Origin of the sequence: Micromonospora profundi, from assembly GCF_011927785.1 — a bacterium.
Classification (GTDB): Bacteria; Actinomycetota; Actinomycetes; order Mycobacteriales; family Micromonosporaceae; genus Micromonospora; species Micromonospora profundi.
Map to the genome: position 1 here is coordinate 6793137 of NZ_JAATJK010000001.1, position 14475 is coordinate 6807611.

Sequence of the window (14475 nt, forward strand, 5' to 3'; positions counted from 1 at the left end):
AGATCTTGGACAGTTACCGTTCGCGCGGAACGGTAACTGTCCAAGATCTGCGCGCGACAACGCGCGAACCGCGCCCTCCGATGCGAGGGCGCGGTTCGCGCGTTGTCTTGAGAGTGTCGGTGTCAGGCGACGTTGCGCTGGGCCGGGAAAGCAGACTTGTGCGTGCTGCCAAGTCGGGCCTCCAGCCGTGCGACGTCGACCCGGGCGTGCCGGCGGTCCGCGACGTCCTCCCAGCCGAGGGCGAGCAGCCGCAGCCGCTCCGACTCGCTGAAGCCACCCCACACGCCGTACGGCTCACGGACCGACAGCGCGTGCGCCGCGCACTCGGCGCGGACGGGGCATGCCCGGCAGACCGCCTTTGCGGACGACTCCCGACGCAGCCGGGATGAGCCCCGCTCGCCGTCGGGGTGGAAGAACTGGGCGCTGTCGCGGCCTCGGCAGGCACCGAGCCGCTGCCAGTCCCAGAGGTCGACGATGGGTCCGGGCAGTCTACGTACGTTCGACATCAGCACCCCTCCTCCCGCGCGGCACCGCGAGATCCTTGTGGCCGGCTTCCGGGCGGCGGGCCGCGCAGGCGCACCGTTCCCGGCCTGGCCCCTCCGGTACCCCGGCTGTTGCCGACTCACACACCTGTGATCGAAAACGCTCGGCAACTTAGGGCTTTTGCCCTAGTTGTCGGAAAAGTTCAGATGATTGCCCGGAACCCCCTCCGGGGCCGACCTCGTCATGGTCTGCTCGTGTGCGGAGAGGAGACCACCACAGTGCGTACTGTTCTTGTGTGCGTTCGGACACCACTCGCGGCCCAGCACCTGACATCCGCTGCCGCGCGGCTGGGGTTGTCCGCGATCGTCCGTACCGCCGTCTCCGATCCCGAGGTGATGCTCCGGCTCGCCGAACGGCCGGTCGACGTGGTGCTCGCCGACACGGCCCTCACCCGGCCGGACAGCGCGGGCTTCGTTCGCCGGGTGCTCGCCCGCGCGCCGCAGGCCGCTGTCCTGCTGCTCGGCACCGAGGAACCCGAGGCCGCGGCGGCCACCATCAGCGCCGGCGCCCGGGGCCTGATCCAGAACGTCGACCATGACCTGACCAGTGCGGTGGCCAAGGCCCTGCTGCTGCTCACCGCGCCCGGCCGGGCCTCCCGGCAGCGGGTCACCGACCCGGCCCGGGACACCGCGTCGGTCGGCGGATCGGGCCGCTCGGCGCCGTCCCTGCGCGGCTCCGCCGAGCCGGGCTGGACCGCCGCGACGGGCGAGGGCTCTGCGGGCATGCCGTCCGTGCCCGTGCAGCGGGGCGAGGACGAGGTCGACCCGGCCACCGACGAGCAGGCGACCGGCCAGAACGACGCCGCCCGACCGGCCCCGAACACCCGCCCCACCCGGGCGTCGATCGGGCTCACCGAGCGGGAGTTGCAGGTCCTGCTCGGCATGGCCGAGGGCAAGAGCAACGCGGAGATCGGCCGGGAGCTGTTCGTGTCCGAGGACACGGTCAAGACCCACGCCCGGCGGCTGTTCCGCAAGCTCGGCGCCCGGGACCGGGCACACGCGGTGGCCGCAGGCTTCCGAGCCGGCCTCGTCGCCTGACGGCGCGATCAGGCCGGCCTGGTCGCCCTGACGGCGGAAACAAGCCGACCTCGTCGCCTGACGGCGGAAACAAGCCGACCTCGTCGCCTGACGGCGGAAACAAGCCGACCTCGTCGCCTGACGGCGGAAACAAGCCGACCTCGTCGCCTGACGGCGGAAACAAGCCGACCTCGTCGCCTGACGGCGGGAGCAGGCTCGCCCCGTCGCCTGAACGGCACGATCAGTCCGCGGCAGTCAGTCGTTCGTGGGGGTGCCTGGCTCGTCCTCGGTGCCCTCGGTCAGGGTGTCGTGCACCCCGTCGGCGTACCCACGGGCGTAGTCCCAGGTCACGTAGTGGTCCGGGTCGGGGTCGTAGGCCGGCTCGTGCACGCGCGGACGCCCCGAGTTGAGCAGGTGCCGCAGGTTGCCCCGCAGCAGGTCCCAGTCGAAGTAGTGCGGCTCCCGGCAGTCCTCGCACTCGATCACCAGCCCGCGCACCCCGATCGGTGCCAGCAGAGCCTGGTAGATCTCCAGGTCGGCGAGGTCTTCGAGCACGTCCTGCCGCTCGACGTCGGTCAGCGGATCCGGCGTCGCGTCGTCGCCCGGATCGTCAAGCCCCGCAGTCGGGTCGGCCGGGTCGCCGTTGAACGGGTCGATGGGCTCGTCGTGCACCCCCTCACCGTAGACCCAACGCGGGGTGAACGTCCGCCCCCCGGCACCGCGCCGGGAGTGCCGCCGCCGCCGGAGGTCGCCCAGCTCACTGGGTACGATGGGACGACCGGCCGGCACCGCGGCGTGTCCCAGTGTCCGCCCGCGCCACCTCGCTGAAGCCCATCCGAGCAGCTCAGGGGAGCAATCGTGGAAAATTCGCCCAGCACCGATCTTCCGGCCGGCGCCGAACACGCCGACCTGGGCGGCCACCTGCCCGAGTTGCCGGCAGGCTCGGCGCGGGTGGTTCCGCTCGGGCTCACCTTCGACGACGTGTTGTTGCAGCCGGGCGAGTCGGACGTGGTGCCCAGTCGGGTCAACACCCGTACGAAGCTCACCCGCAACATCGAGTTGACCATTCCGCTGCTGTCCAGCGCCATGGACACCGTCACCGAGGCGCGGATGGCGATCGCCATGGCCCGTCAGGGTGGCATCGGCGTGCTGCACCGCAATCTCTCCGTTGACGACCAGGCGCTCCAGGTCGACCTGGTCAAGCGCTCCGAGTCCGGCATGATCACCAACCCGGTGACGGCCAGCCCGGACGACACGCTGCGCGAGGTCGACGAGCTGTGCGGTCGGTACCGGATCTCCGGCGTGCCGGTGGTGGACGGTGACGGCCAGTTGGTAGGCATCGTCACCAACCGCGACATGCGTTTCGTGTCCGAGCCGAGCACCCCGGTTCACGAGATCATGACCCGTACCCCGCTGATCACCGCCCGGGTCGGGGTGAGCAAGGACGACGCGTTGGCGCTGCTGCGCCAGCACAAGGTCGAGAAGCTGCCGATCGTGGACGAGGCGGGTCGGCTGCGCGGGCTGATCACCGTGAAGGACTTCACCAAGAGCGAGCAGTACCCGGAGAGCACCAAGGACGCCGCCGGACGGCTCCGGGTGGCCGCCGCGATCGGTGTCGGCGAGGACTCCTACAAGCGGGCGCGCACACTTGTCGACGCGGGCGTCGACGTGCTGATCGTGGACACGGCGCACGGGCACCAGCGGGCCGTGCTGGACATGGTCCGTCGGCTCAAGAAGGACGTGAGCGTCGACGTCGTGGGCGGCAACGTGGCGACCTACGCCGGTGCGAAGGCGCTTGTCGACGCCGGCGCCGACGGGGTCAAGGTGGGTGTCGGTCCGGGTGCGATCTGCACCACCCGGATCGTCGCCGGGGTGGGCGTGCCGCAGATCACCGCGATCATGGAGGCGGCCCGCGCCGCCCGTCCGGCCGGTGTGCCGGTGATCGGCGACGGCGGCATCCAGTATTCGGGTGACATCGCCAAGGCCATTGTGGCCGGCGCCGACACGGTGATGCTCGGCAGCCTGCTGGCCGGCTGCGAGGAGAGCCCCGGCGAGCTGATCTTCGTCAACGGCAAGCAGTTCAAGACGTACCGGGGGATGGGCTCGCTCGGCGCGATGCAGTCCCGTGGTCAGGCCAAGTCGTACTCGAAGGACCGCTACTTCCAGCAGGACGTGCTCAGCGACGACAAGCTGGTGCCCGAGGGCGTCGAGGGCCAGGTGCCCTACCGGGGGCCGCTGTCGCGGGTGGCCCACCAGCTCGTCGGTGGGCTGCGACTGGCGATGGGGTACGCCGGTGCGGAGAACATCCCCGACCTGCACCACCGGGGCCAGCTCATCCGGATCACCGCGGCCGGGCTCAAGGAGAGCCACCCGCACGACATCCAGATGACCGTCGAGGCGCCCAACTACCACACCCGCTGACCCACCACCCCCAACCACCTGGAGTCCCCCATGCGTGACGTGGTCGAGATCGGGCTGGGCAAGACCGCGCAGCGCGGCTACCACCTGGACGACATCGCCATCGTGCCGAGCCGCCGGACCAGGGACGTCGACGACGTCTCCACCGCCTGGCAGCTCGACGCGTACCCGTTCGGTATTCCCTGCGTCGGGCATCCGTCCGACGCCACGATGAGCCCGTCGTCGGCGGTGCGGCTGGGTCAGCTCGGCGGTCTCGGCGTGCTCAACGTCGAAGGGCTGTGGACCCGCTACGAGAACCCGACGAAGGTGCTTGAGGAGTTGGCAGGCCTCGACGAGGACGCCCGCGCCACCAAGCGGCTCCAGGAGGTGTACGCCGAGCCGATCCGCCCGGACCTGATCGCCGAGCGGGTCCGTGAGCTGCGGGCCGGCGGCGGCACTGTGGCGGTGCGGGTGTCCCCGCAGCACACCTTGGCGCTGGCACCGGTGATTCTGGACGCCGGGGTGGACATCCTGGTCATCCAGGGCACCATCGTCTCCGCCGAGCACGTGTCGACGACCGACGAGCCGCTGAACCTCAAGGAGTTCATCGCCGACCTCGACCTGCCGGTGATCGTCGGCGGTTGCACCGACTACAAGACGGCGCTGCACCTGATGCGTACCGGCGCGGCCGGTGTGATCGTGGGCATCGGCGGCGACGAGTGGTCGACCACCGAGTCGGTGCTGGGCATCCGGGTGCCGATGGCCACCGCGATCGCCGACGCCGCGGCGGCCCGCCGGGACTACCTCGACGAGACCGGCGGCCGGTACGTGCACCTGATCGCCGACGGCGACATCCAGACCTCCGGCGACATCGCCAAGGCGCTCGGCTGCGGTGCCGACGCGGTGATGCTCGGCGAGCCGCTGTCGCTCTGCGAGGAGGCGCCCGCCGGTGGCGCCTGGTGGCACTCGGCGGCGAGCCACCCGTCGCTGCCCCGCGGCGCGTTCGAGGTCTCCGGCGAGCCGCTCGGGTCGATGGAGCAGTTGCTGTTCGGCCCGGCCGACGAGGCCGACGGTCAGCTCAACCTGTTCGGCGGCCTGCGCCGGGCGATGGCCAAGTGCGGCTACCGCGACCTCAAGGAGTTCCAGAAGGTGGGCCTGGTCCTCGACCGCTGACCTACCTCCTGCACGCCGGAAGGCCGGCCCCGCCACGTTGCGGGGCCGGCCTCCGTCGTTCCCGGGGCGTCAGCCCACTGTGAACTCGACCCAGTTCAGGTTGCCCAGGCCGCTGGTCGGCCCGCCCGGTACGGCGGTGTAGACCAGGTAGAGCCGGTGCGCCCCGGCCGGCTGGTTCACCGGCACCGAGGTGCTGGTGAAGGCCGCGTTGCCGGTGGTCGCGTTCAGCGTCGCCGTGGCGACGAGCGGGCCGGTCGGCGAGTCGAGCCGCAGCTCCACCGCCGCGCGGGGAGTGCCCGCGGTAGCGGCCGAGCCTCCGGAGTGCCGCAGCGTCACGCTGGACACCCCACCCAGGTTGATCGGGTCGAAGGCGATGTGGTCGCCCGGGTCGATCGAGCTGACGTGCTCACCGCCGCCGGTGTCACCGGTGTTGGCGACCGTGACGCCCTCCTTCACCTGGGCGTTCTCGGCCTGCTGGCGAGGCGTCTGGATGATCGCCTGGCCGACGGTGGTGAGCGGGGCCTGCCCGCCGCCGCCGAGGTCGGTGTACGAGGCGCTGATCCCGCCGTACAGGTAGCCACCGGCGTGGTCACCGCCGTCGGCCGGGGTGGCCAGGATGCCCGTGCAGCCGGTGGTGGAGCTGTCCGGGTGCCCGTGGCTGTCGTGGCCGAGGACGAACGTCACCGTCACCCGCGAGCAGTCCACCGGCCCGTCCTCCGGGTCGGTCACCGTGATGGTGAACGGCACCGCGTCACCCCAGTTGAAGAAGCTGCCGGACACCGGGGAGGTGACTGTCACGGTGGGCGCGGTGTTGCCGACCACGATCTCCCTGGTGAGTACGGCGGTCCTGCCGCTGGAGTCGGTAACCGTCAGCTTGGCGCTGTAGGTGCCGTTCGCCGTGTAGGTGAACGACGGGTTCGGGTCGGCCGAGTCGACGGTGCCGTCGTTCGTGAAGTCCCAGGCGTACGAGATGGACTCGCCCGGGTCCGGGTCGTAACTGCCGGCCGAGGAGAACTGCACGGTCAGCGGTGTCGTCCCGGAGGTGGGTGTGGCGTCGAGCTTCGCCACCGGTGACCGCTGGCCCTTGACGTACCGGATCACCGACAGTTGCGCGTCCGGGTTGGCCCGGAAGAAGCCGTCGCCGTACTCCAGCAGGTAGAGCGAGCCGTCCGGCCCGAACTCCATGTCCATCGGGTTGTCGAAGACGAAGCCCGGCAGGAACTGCTCCACGCCGGTCAGCTTGCCCTTGCCGTCGGTACGCATCATGAAGATCTTGTCGCGGGTGAACTCACCGAAGACCACAGCGTTCTGGTAGTACTCGGGGAACTTCACCTCGGAGGTCGACTTCGGGTCGTACGAGTAGATCGGGCCGCCCATCGGGCCGACGCCGCCGGTGCCGATCACCGGCCACGCGAAGTCGCAGGCGACCGGCGGGTTCTCCAGGTACGCCCCGGCGCACGGGGTACGGGCGTCGAACGTGTACCAGAACTGCGGTTGCTCGACCTTCGGCAGCACCCGCAGGCCGGTGTTGCGCGGCGAGTCGTTGACCGGGGCGCCGCAGTTGAACGGTGCGCCGGAGGTCCGGGTGACGAAGTCGTAGTCGACGTACGGCAGGCTCGGCGAATAGCAGTACGGCCAGCCGTAGTTGCCGGCCTTCTTGGTGGCGAACCAGCGGCCGGTGCCGTCCGGGCCCCGGGTGGCGCTGGGCACGCGGGAGTCCGGCGAGTAGTCACCGACGTAGACGGTGCCGTCGGCGCCCACGTCGTACCGGAACGGGTTGCGCAGCCCCATCAGGAAGATCTCCGGCCTGGTCTTGCCGGCCTGGTCCTTCGCCTCGTCGAAGAGGTTGCCCTTCGGGATGGAGTACGTGCCGTCCGGTCGTACCTTGATCCGCAGCAGCTTGCCGCGCAGGTCGTTGGTGTTGCCCGACGAGCGCTGCGCGTCGTACCCGGGGCCCTGGGTCGGCGACTCGTTGATCGGGGTGTACCCGTCGGAGCCGCCCGCGTTGGTGTCGTCGCCGGTGACGAGGTAGAGCAGTCCCTTGGCGTCGAACTTGATCTCGCCGGCCACGTGGCAGCAGATGCCGCGGTCGGCGTCGACCCGGAGGATCTGCTGCTCGGTGCTCATGTCCAGGTGCGGGGTGGGGGTCTCGACGAGCTTGACCCGGGAGAGCAGGTTGTAGCCCTTGAACTTGTCCCACACTGTCGGGTCGTTCGAGGTGGCGGGCGCGTCGCCCTCGTTGACGCCCGGGGTGCTCGGGTCGTCGACAGGGGTGTTGAGCTTCGGCGCGTAGTAGATGTAGACCCACTTGTTCTTCGCGAAGTCCGGATCGATCGCCACCGACTGGAGGCCGTCCTCGTCGTGCTGGTACACGTCGACGGTGGTGATCACCGGGCTGGCGCCGGTGGCGGGGTCGTAGAGCCGTACCTCGCCGCCACGGGTGTTGTGCAGCACCCGGCCGTCGGGGAGCACTGCCAGCGACATCGGCTCGCCCGGCTCGCCGTTGAGTGTGACCTTCTCGTAGTTGCCGAGCACTGTCGCGCCGCAGTCGCCCTCGATCACGCCGGCGGACCACTGGATGCCGCCGAGCAGGTGCTCACGGAACTTCGCCGAGCGGTACGTCTCGATGCTGTGCCCGAGGCCCGTGTAGAAGGAGCGCCCGCCCTGGTAGTCCTTGCACCAGGTGATCGGGTGGTCGTACCCCATCGTGCCGCCGGTGTAGGTCTTCTCGTCCACAGTGGCCAGGACGTGCGAGGTGCCCCGGACGTTGCGGTCGAAGTTGTACCACTCCTCGGTGAGGGTGAGCGTGCGGGGAAGCGTCTCCGACGCCGGGTGGGCGCGGTCGGCGACGTCGACCACGCCACGGGTGACCGTCGAGGCGCTTGCCACCTTCGCGCCGACCAGGTCCTGGTAGAAGGTCCAGTCCGGCTCGGTCTCCGCCGCGGCGTGTACGCCGACGTAGCCGCCGCCGGCCTTCACGTACGCCTCGAAGGCCGCCTCCTGGCTGGCGTTGAGGACGTCGCCGGTGGTGTTGAGGAAGACCACGGCCCGGTACTTCGCCAGCTCGGTGGGGGTGAACACCGCGGCGTCCCGGGTGACAGTGACAGTGAACTTGTTGGCCTTGGCCAGTTTCCGGATCGTGTCGACGCCGTCGTTGATGGACGCGCGGCGCTCACCGGCGGTCTTCGTGAACACCAGGACCTGGTAGCTCTTCGGGGCGCGCTGGGGGGAGCGGAGGGCGGCGGGGCCGTTCTCCACGACGGCTGCCCCGGTCGGGGGTGGGTCGGCTGGTGCCGCAGTGGCGGGTGCGGCGGAGATGAGGGAGACGTTCAGGATGAGCCCAGCGGCGACGGCGAACCATCGTCGTCCGGTCGGTCGGATCATCGTTCCTCCGGTGTTCGGCGGGCGCGCGGCATCCCCGGCCCGGTGGGGCCGGCCGCGCGACTGCGGTGGGGGATGGACCGTGCGCGTCCCGTCGCCGTACGGGAGCGCGAAGGTGATCGGGGGACGGCTGTTGTCCGCGCCCGTCACCGCCGCCGGCTCGACGGCCGGCGGAGTGTGGGCACGGCCGGCGTCGAGCGGACGCCGGCCGTGCGAGGTGTTACTTCTTGAGGTAGATCGTCAGGTCGGACATGTTGCGGTAGCTGAGCGCCGCGAGGTCGAGCGATTGTCCCTGGTTGGCGGTGCCGCCGGGGGCGGTGTCCATCTCCCAGTTGGCGTGGTGGAAGTCCCGCTCGCCGATGGTCTGGAAGAACTGCTGGAAGTTGATGTCGCCCTCGCCGAGAGGGGCCATCTGGTGGCCGTTGGGCACGCTGGTGTCGCGGTCGCCGTCCTTGGCGTGGAACAGCGGGAACCGGGTGGTCCGGTCGGCCACGTTGAGGATCGGGTCGAACAGGTCGGTCACCTCACGGCCGGCCGGGTCGACGTACTTCTGGTGCTTGTAGCGGGCCACGTAGCCCCAGTAGATGTCGAACTCGAAGAAGACGTACTTCGGGTCGGTCTTGCCGAAGAAGTACTCCAGCCGCCGGACGCCCGACGAGCGGGTGGGCCGGCCCTGCGCGTCCAGCGGGCCGGAGTCGAGCAGGAAGCTGTACGCGACGTCGTGGTTGTGGGTGTAGAGCCGCATGCCCCGGGCGCGGGCCTGCCGGCCCAGCTCGTTCCAGAGGTCGGCTGCGGCGTCCCAGTCGGCCTTGTAGGCGCTGTTCGTGGGGTCGCTGCCGGTGCCGATGTTCTTCATGCCGAGTTCCTCGGCGATGTCCAGCTGCTGCTGGAAGGTGGCCGCCTGGATCGAGGCGTGGGTGCCGTTGGCGACCAGGCCGTTGTCGTCGAGGATCTTGCGGATCTCGCGCGGGGTGATCTGCCGGCCGAGGATCGAGGTGTGCTGGGTGTAGCCGGCGAACTCGATCTCCTTGTAGCCGATCTCGGCGAGTCGGGCGAGGACGCGCTCGAAGCCGTACGGCACTCCGCTGTCGTCGGGCGCTGCGGTGATCCGGTCCCGGACGCTGTAGAGGATGATCCCGCGGTTCTTCTCCGGGATCAGCGGTTCGACCCGCAGCTTGCTCTTGCCCTTGTCCTTGTCCTTGCCCTTGTCCTTGGGGTGGGCGAGGGCTGGGGAGCCGGTGGCGAGGACCGGCAGGCCGGCCGCGCCGAGTGCGGCGGCGACGCCTGCGGAGGCGGCGAGCAGGGACCGGCGGTTGATCCGGTTGGTCGGTGTGGCGTCGGTGTGGTCTGGCATGGTCCCACCTTTCGCGACGGCGTATGCCGTCGATAACGATCAGCAAGGGTGCGACGAGGGTCCGTCGCAGGGCGCCGCCGAGCGCCTTGTCCGCGTCTCCGGCGGGGCCGGAAGCCTGCGGTGTCGTGACATCGAAGGGACAACTGCACGCCGCCGCCACGGCGTGTCGGTGTGGGACGCGAAGTCCCGCTCCTGGACGCGATCGACTGGGATGTTCCGAACGCGTTACATCTTGGGGTCAGACAGTAACGTCGGCGGTGGCCAAAAGAAAGTGTCAATGTGAGCCAACTTTTGCTTGTTTCAACGAAAGTAACTGACGATCGTCGATACACACCTCCGGCACGGCCGTGCCGGCTACGCTCGTCGTGACCCGGGCGGCCGGGCGAAAGGAGACGTGCATGGTCCTTACCGGACGGACGTCGCGCCGCCACCGGCTGGCCATCGTCACCGCGTTCACCTGCGCCGTCGCGCTCGGTGCCGCCGGATGTACGGGCGCTGACAACGACGGGTTCCGGCCCGGTGCCGCCGACGCCGGTGACCCGTACGTGCCCGGACGCGGCAACGGCGGCTACGACGTCACGCACTACGGCCTGGACGTCCGCTACGACCCGACGACCGACCGGCTCAGCGGCCGGGCCGCCATCACTGCCACCGCCATCCAGGATCTGTCCCGGTTCAACCTGGACCTCGCCGGCCTGGACGTAGGAGCGGTCACCGTCGACCAGGCGCGGGCCGAGCACCGCCGCGACGCCGGCGAACTGGTGGTGACCCCACGCGACCGGCTGCCACGCGGCCGGCAGTTCACAGTGGTTGTCGACTACCAGGGTGTGCCCAGCGCCGTCACCGACGGTGCGCTGGGCAGCGGTGGTTTCCTGCACACCGACGACGGCGCGATCGCACTCGGTCAGCCCGACTCCGCAGCCACCTGGTTCCCGGTCAACGATCACCCGTCGGACAAGGCCAGCTACGACATCGCCGTGACCGTTCCGGACGGACTGGCCGCACTCAGCAACGGCGTGCCCGGCCCGCGGAGCAGCGCCGACGGCTGGACCACCTGGCGCTGGTCGGAACGCACCCCGATGGCCAGCTACCTGAGCACCCTCGTGATCGGAAACTACCGGGTGGTCGACGGCGAGCACGCCGGACGACCGATGGTCACCGCCGTCGCGGCGAGCCTGCCGGCGACAGGTGGCGCGGCCGGCTCGCTGGCCCGCACCGGCGAGATCGCGGACTTCCTGGCCAGCCGCTTCGGCCCGTACCCGTTCGACTCGTACGGGGGCATCGCCGTTGCCGACGACCGGATCTCCTACGCGCTGGAGACCCAGTCCCGGCCGGTCTACGGACCCGCCTTCTTCACCGACGACAGGCTCAACCCGGGCGTTGTCGCGCACGAGTTGGCCCACCAGTGGTTCGGCGACAGTGTCTCCCTCAGCAGGTGGGGCGACATCTGGCTCAACGAGGGCTTCGCCAGCTACGCAGAGTGGCTGTGGGAGGAGCACGACGGTGGCCGGACGGCGCAGCGCAACTTCGAACTCCAGTACGCGGTGACGGACTGGTCGCAGCCGTCGGTCGAGCCGGGCCGGGAACGGATGTTCGGCACCGCCGTCTACAAGCGCGGTGCGCTCGCCGTGCACGCGCTACGCCGGACCGTCGGTGACGACACGTTCTTCCGCATCCTGCGTACCTGGACCACCGAGCGGGCTGGCGGAAACGCCACCACCGGGGACTTCGTGGCGCTGGCCGAGCGGGTGTCGAACCGGCAGCTGCGGCCACTCCTGGACGCCTGGCTTGTCGGCGGCACAGCGCCCACCCTGCCGTGACGGGCCCGTGATGCCCTGTCGATAGGCTGCCGCCTGCGATCGGCACGGGCACCGGTCGCGCGCGGGCGGTCGATGCCTCCGCGCTGCCGTACGGGGAGGGTTCGTGATGCGGGGAACGCCGCGCAGGCTGCTGGTTGCTGCAGCACTGCTGGTGACCGGGGCGCTCGTGACGTCCGGGTGCGACTCGACCGCGCCGGACGCGGCGACACCGGCACCGAGCGCGTCCCCGAAGCCGTCGCGGGTGTTCACCGCCGGTGCGGCCGGAGTCGGCGACAGCTACTTCCCCACCTACGGCAACGGCGGCTACGACGTCGGGCAGTACACCATCAAGGTGCGCTACGACCCGGCGAAGGACCGGCTTACCGGCACCGCCACAGTGCAGGCCACAGCTACGGCCGACCTGTCGACGTTCAACCTCGACCTGGCCGGCCTGACCGTCAGGGAGGTGACGGTGGACGGGGCACCGGCCACCCACAGCCGGGACGGGAACGAGCTGGTGATCAAGCCGGCCGCCGGCCTGATCACCGGCAACGGGTTCGTCGCCGAGATCGCGTACTCCGGCGTTCCGAAGCCGCTGGAGAACGAGGCGCTCGGCAGCGGCGGCTTTCTGCACACCCCCGACGGCGCAATCGCGCTGGGCCAGCCCGAGTCGGCGAGCACCTGGTTCCCGGTCAACGACCACCCGTCCGACAAGGCCGCCTACGACATCGAGATCACCGTCCCGAAGGGGCTCACCGCGATCAGCAACGGTCTGCCGGGTGGCTCGACAACCACTGACGGCTGGACCACCTGGAAGTGGTCGGAGAAGTCGCCGATGGCCAGCTACCTGAGCACTGTGGTGATCGGCAAGTTCCGGATCACCACAGGCGAGCACAAGGGGCGGCCGGTCTACAGCGCGGTCACCTCGACAGTGGCCAAGGGCGCCCCGGACGCGTCGATCGCGCAGACCGTCAAGGTGGCCGACTACCTGGAGAGCGTCTTCGGGCCGTACCCGGTCGACGCGTACGGCGGTGTGGTGGTCTCCGACAGCCGGATCTCCTACGCGCTGGAGACCCAGAGCCGGCCGGTCTACTCCGCAGGCTTCTTCAGGCGTGGCGAGAACACCGATGTGGTCGCCCACGAGTTGGCCCACCAGTGGTTCGGCAACAGTGTGGCGCTCGCCAAGTGGGAGGACATCTGGCTCAACGAGGGCTTCGCGACGTACGCGGAGTGGCTCTGGGCCGAGCACACCCGGCAGTCCACAGCCAAGCAGGCGTTCCAGGCCCGGTACGCCGGCGTGCCTGCCGAGGTGTGGAGGACGCCGCCGGGCCGGCCGGGGATGACGAAGCTGTTCAGCGAGTCGGTCTACGAGCGCGGCGGGATGACGGTGCACGCGCTGCGGGTGGCCGTCGGCGACAAGGCGTTCTTCGAGATCATCAAGACCTGGCTGGCCGAGAAGCGCAACGGCACCGCCACCACGGCGGAGTTCGTGGCCCTGGCGGAGCGCATCTCCGACAAGAAGCTCAAGCCCCTCTTCGACGCCTGGCTCTACGGCACCAAAAAGCCCCCAGCCCCCAAACCCCTCTGACCCTCCAACCCGCGATCTTGCACTTTCTGCCGGGGCGGAAGGGGCGAATCGCCACAAGCCGAGGACCGCAAGTGCAAGATCGCGGGGGAGGCCGGGTTACGTTTTTACCTGCAGGGTCGGGTGTTTTGTCAGGTAGGCGTCGGCTCGGCCTGCGCGGAGTTCGGTGAGGAACCCTCGGCCGGTCGCGGTGAGCTGCTCGCCGCGGTAGGCGCTGCCCCTGCCGACGCCCGAGCCGGGCAGGCCGACGAGTACGAACCGGTTCTCCGGCACATTGCTGAGCGCGTACGCCAGGTCGACGATCCGGCGACCACCCACGTAGATCAGGGTGTTGCCCAGCGCGGCGACCACCTGGTCGACCCGTTCCGGCTGCCGGGCCAGGCCCTCGTCGAGAATCTTGCGGGTCAGGGCACGGATCAGCTGCTGCTGGTGGCGCTGCCGGGCGTAGTCCCCGCCCGTCATGTAGCGCTGCCGCGCGTAGTCCAGCGCCTGCCAGCCGTTGAGGTGCCGCTCGCCCTTCTCGTAGACCATCTGCGGCCCGGTGTAGCCGCCGGGCGCGCTCTGCCGGTGCTTGCCGTCCGGCCGGCGGTGCATCGAGGCGACCCGCTGGTCGACGTAGATGTCCACCCCTCCGAGGGAGTCGACCAGCCGGTCGAACCCGTTGAAGGTGAGCACCGCGCCAGCGTCGATGCGCAGCCCGGTGTAGCCGCTGACGGTGCTGCGCAGCAGCTCGTACCCCTGGGCGGTGTTCGGCTGCTTCGGCTTGCCCGGCACCCGGCTTCCGTAGCTCATGGCGTGGGTGAGCTTGGTCCGGCCGCCCGGATAGCCGGCCTTGGGGAACGCCGGGATGTCCACCACCAGGTCGCGGGGCAGGGAGAAGAGGTACGCCTTACCCAGCCCTTTCGGTACGTGCAGCACGAGTACGGCGTCGGAGTGCGGCTCCCAGCCGGGCACGCTGACACGGGTGTCGACCCCGACCAGCAGCAGGTTCAGCGGGCCGGTGATGTCGGCGCCCGGCGGCGGACCGGTGGGGCTCGGGGTGGGCGTGCTGACCGGCGACGGGCTCGGCGAACCGGCCGCCGGCGCCGCGCGCTGTGGCGTGTCGTCACCGGCCAGCCGGTTGATGACCACCGTCCCGGCCACGACAAGAGCCACGATCGCCAGGGCGGTCAACCCGAACAACAACCATCGTCGGCGCGGTGCCATCGACCCCAGAACCATCTCTGC

The 14475-nt window shown here is 70.1% G+C and carries 10 protein-coding genes; 5 read left to right on the forward strand and 5 right to left on the reverse strand.

Annotation, left to right across the window (positions count from 1 at the left end; all coding sequences use genetic code 11):
• Window positions 1-122: 122 nt before the first annotated feature.
• On the reverse strand, window positions 123-506 hold the full coding sequence (locus F4558_RS30555; protein WP_053660647.1) for a WhiB family transcriptional regulator: 384 nt from the start codon (window positions 504-506) through the stop codon (window positions 123-125).
• Window positions 507-761: 255 nt separating this feature from the next.
• On the opposite strand from F4558_RS30555, the gene F4558_RS30560 reads away from it, so the two are divergent.
• Complete coding sequence (locus F4558_RS30560; protein ID WP_053660645.1) at window positions 762-1580, forward strand: helix-turn-helix transcriptional regulator; 819 nt, start codon at window positions 762-764, stop codon at window positions 1578-1580.
• A 234-nt stretch (window positions 1581-1814) separates the two neighbouring features.
• On the opposite strand, the gene F4558_RS30565 is transcribed toward F4558_RS30560, so the two are convergent.
• On the reverse strand, window positions 1815-2231 hold the full coding sequence (locus tag F4558_RS30565) for a DUF5319 domain-containing protein (protein ID WP_053660643.1): 417 nt from the start codon (window positions 2229-2231) through the stop codon (window positions 1815-1817).
• 186 nt (window positions 2232-2417) lie between these two features.
• Here F4558_RS30565 and guaB point away from each other — a divergent pair, with 186 nt between their 5' ends.
• Entirely contained in the window at window positions 2418-3980 is a 1563-nt protein-coding gene (guaB, locus tag F4558_RS30570) for an IMP dehydrogenase (RefSeq protein ID WP_053660556.1), read from the forward strand.
• Between the two features lie 30 nt (window positions 3981-4010).
• The gene (locus tag F4558_RS30575; RefSeq protein ID WP_167947043.1) at window positions 4011-5129 is read left to right on the forward strand and encodes a GuaB3 family IMP dehydrogenase-related protein; all 1119 of its coding nucleotides are present in this window, start codon (window positions 4011-4013) and stop codon (window positions 5127-5129) included.
• Between the two features lie 69 nt (window positions 5130-5198).
• On the opposite strand, the gene F4558_RS30580 is transcribed toward F4558_RS30575, so the two are convergent.
• Together F4558_RS30580 and F4558_RS30585 are read right to left on the reverse strand one after the other, a co-directional pair.
• Window positions 5199-8513 (reverse strand): ThuA domain-containing protein, encoded by a 3315-nt coding sequence (locus F4558_RS30580; RefSeq protein ID WP_167947045.1) that lies wholly within the window; start codon window positions 8511-8513, stop codon window positions 5199-5201.
• Window positions 8514-8730: 217 nt separating this feature from the next.
• Window positions 8731-9864, reverse strand: coding sequence for a sugar phosphate isomerase/epimerase family protein (locus tag F4558_RS30585; protein ID WP_167947047.1), 1134 nt, complete (start codon window positions 9862-9864; stop codon window positions 8731-8733).
• A gap of 398 nt (window positions 9865-10262) precedes the next feature.
• Between F4558_RS30585 and F4558_RS30590 the strand changes: the two genes are divergently transcribed.
• Window positions 10263-11684 carry a M1 family metallopeptidase gene (locus tag F4558_RS30590; RefSeq protein ID WP_167947049.1) on the forward strand — a complete coding sequence of 474 codons (1422 nt, stop codon included), beginning with the start codon at window positions 10263-10265 and terminating at the stop codon, window positions 11682-11684.
• A 106-nt stretch (window positions 11685-11790) separates the two neighbouring features.
• Window positions 11791-13251 carry a M1 family metallopeptidase gene (locus tag F4558_RS30595; protein WP_167947051.1) on the forward strand — a complete coding sequence of 487 codons (1461 nt, stop codon included), beginning with the start codon at window positions 11791-11793 and terminating at the stop codon, window positions 13249-13251.
• A 96-nt stretch (window positions 13252-13347) separates the two neighbouring features.
• Here F4558_RS30595 and F4558_RS30600 read toward each other — a convergent pair whose 3' ends face one another.
• Entirely contained in the window at window positions 13348-14469 is a 1122-nt protein-coding gene (locus F4558_RS30600) for an LCP family protein (RefSeq protein WP_053660548.1), read from the reverse strand.
• Window positions 14470-14475: the final 6 nt, after the last annotated feature.

Coding starts and splice junctions, on each gene's coding strand:
- F4558_RS30575 (WP_167947043.1), top strand. CDS start 4,011: ATGCGTGACGTGGTCGAGATCGGGCTGGGCAAGACCGCGCAGCGCGGC.
- F4558_RS30585 (WP_167947047.1), bottom strand. CDS start 9,864: ATGCCAGACCACACCGACGCCACACCGACCAACCGGATCAACCGCCGG.
- F4558_RS30580 (WP_167947045.1), bottom strand. CDS start 8,513: ATGATCCGACCGACCGGACGACGATGGTTCGCCGTCGCCGCTGGGCTC.
- F4558_RS30595 (WP_167947051.1), top strand. CDS start 11,791: ATGCGGGGAACGCCGCGCAGGCTGCTGGTTGCTGCAGCACTGCTGGTG.
- F4558_RS30590 (WP_167947049.1), top strand. CDS start 10,263: ATGGTCCTTACCGGACGGACGTCGCGCCGCCACCGGCTGGCCATCGTC.
- F4558_RS30555 (WP_053660647.1), bottom strand. CDS start 506: ATGTCGAACGTACGTAGACTGCCCGGACCCATCGTCGACCTCTGGGAC.
- F4558_RS30600 (WP_053660548.1), bottom strand. CDS start 14,469: ATGGTTCTGGGGTCGATGGCACCGCGCCGACGATGGTTGTTGTTCGGG.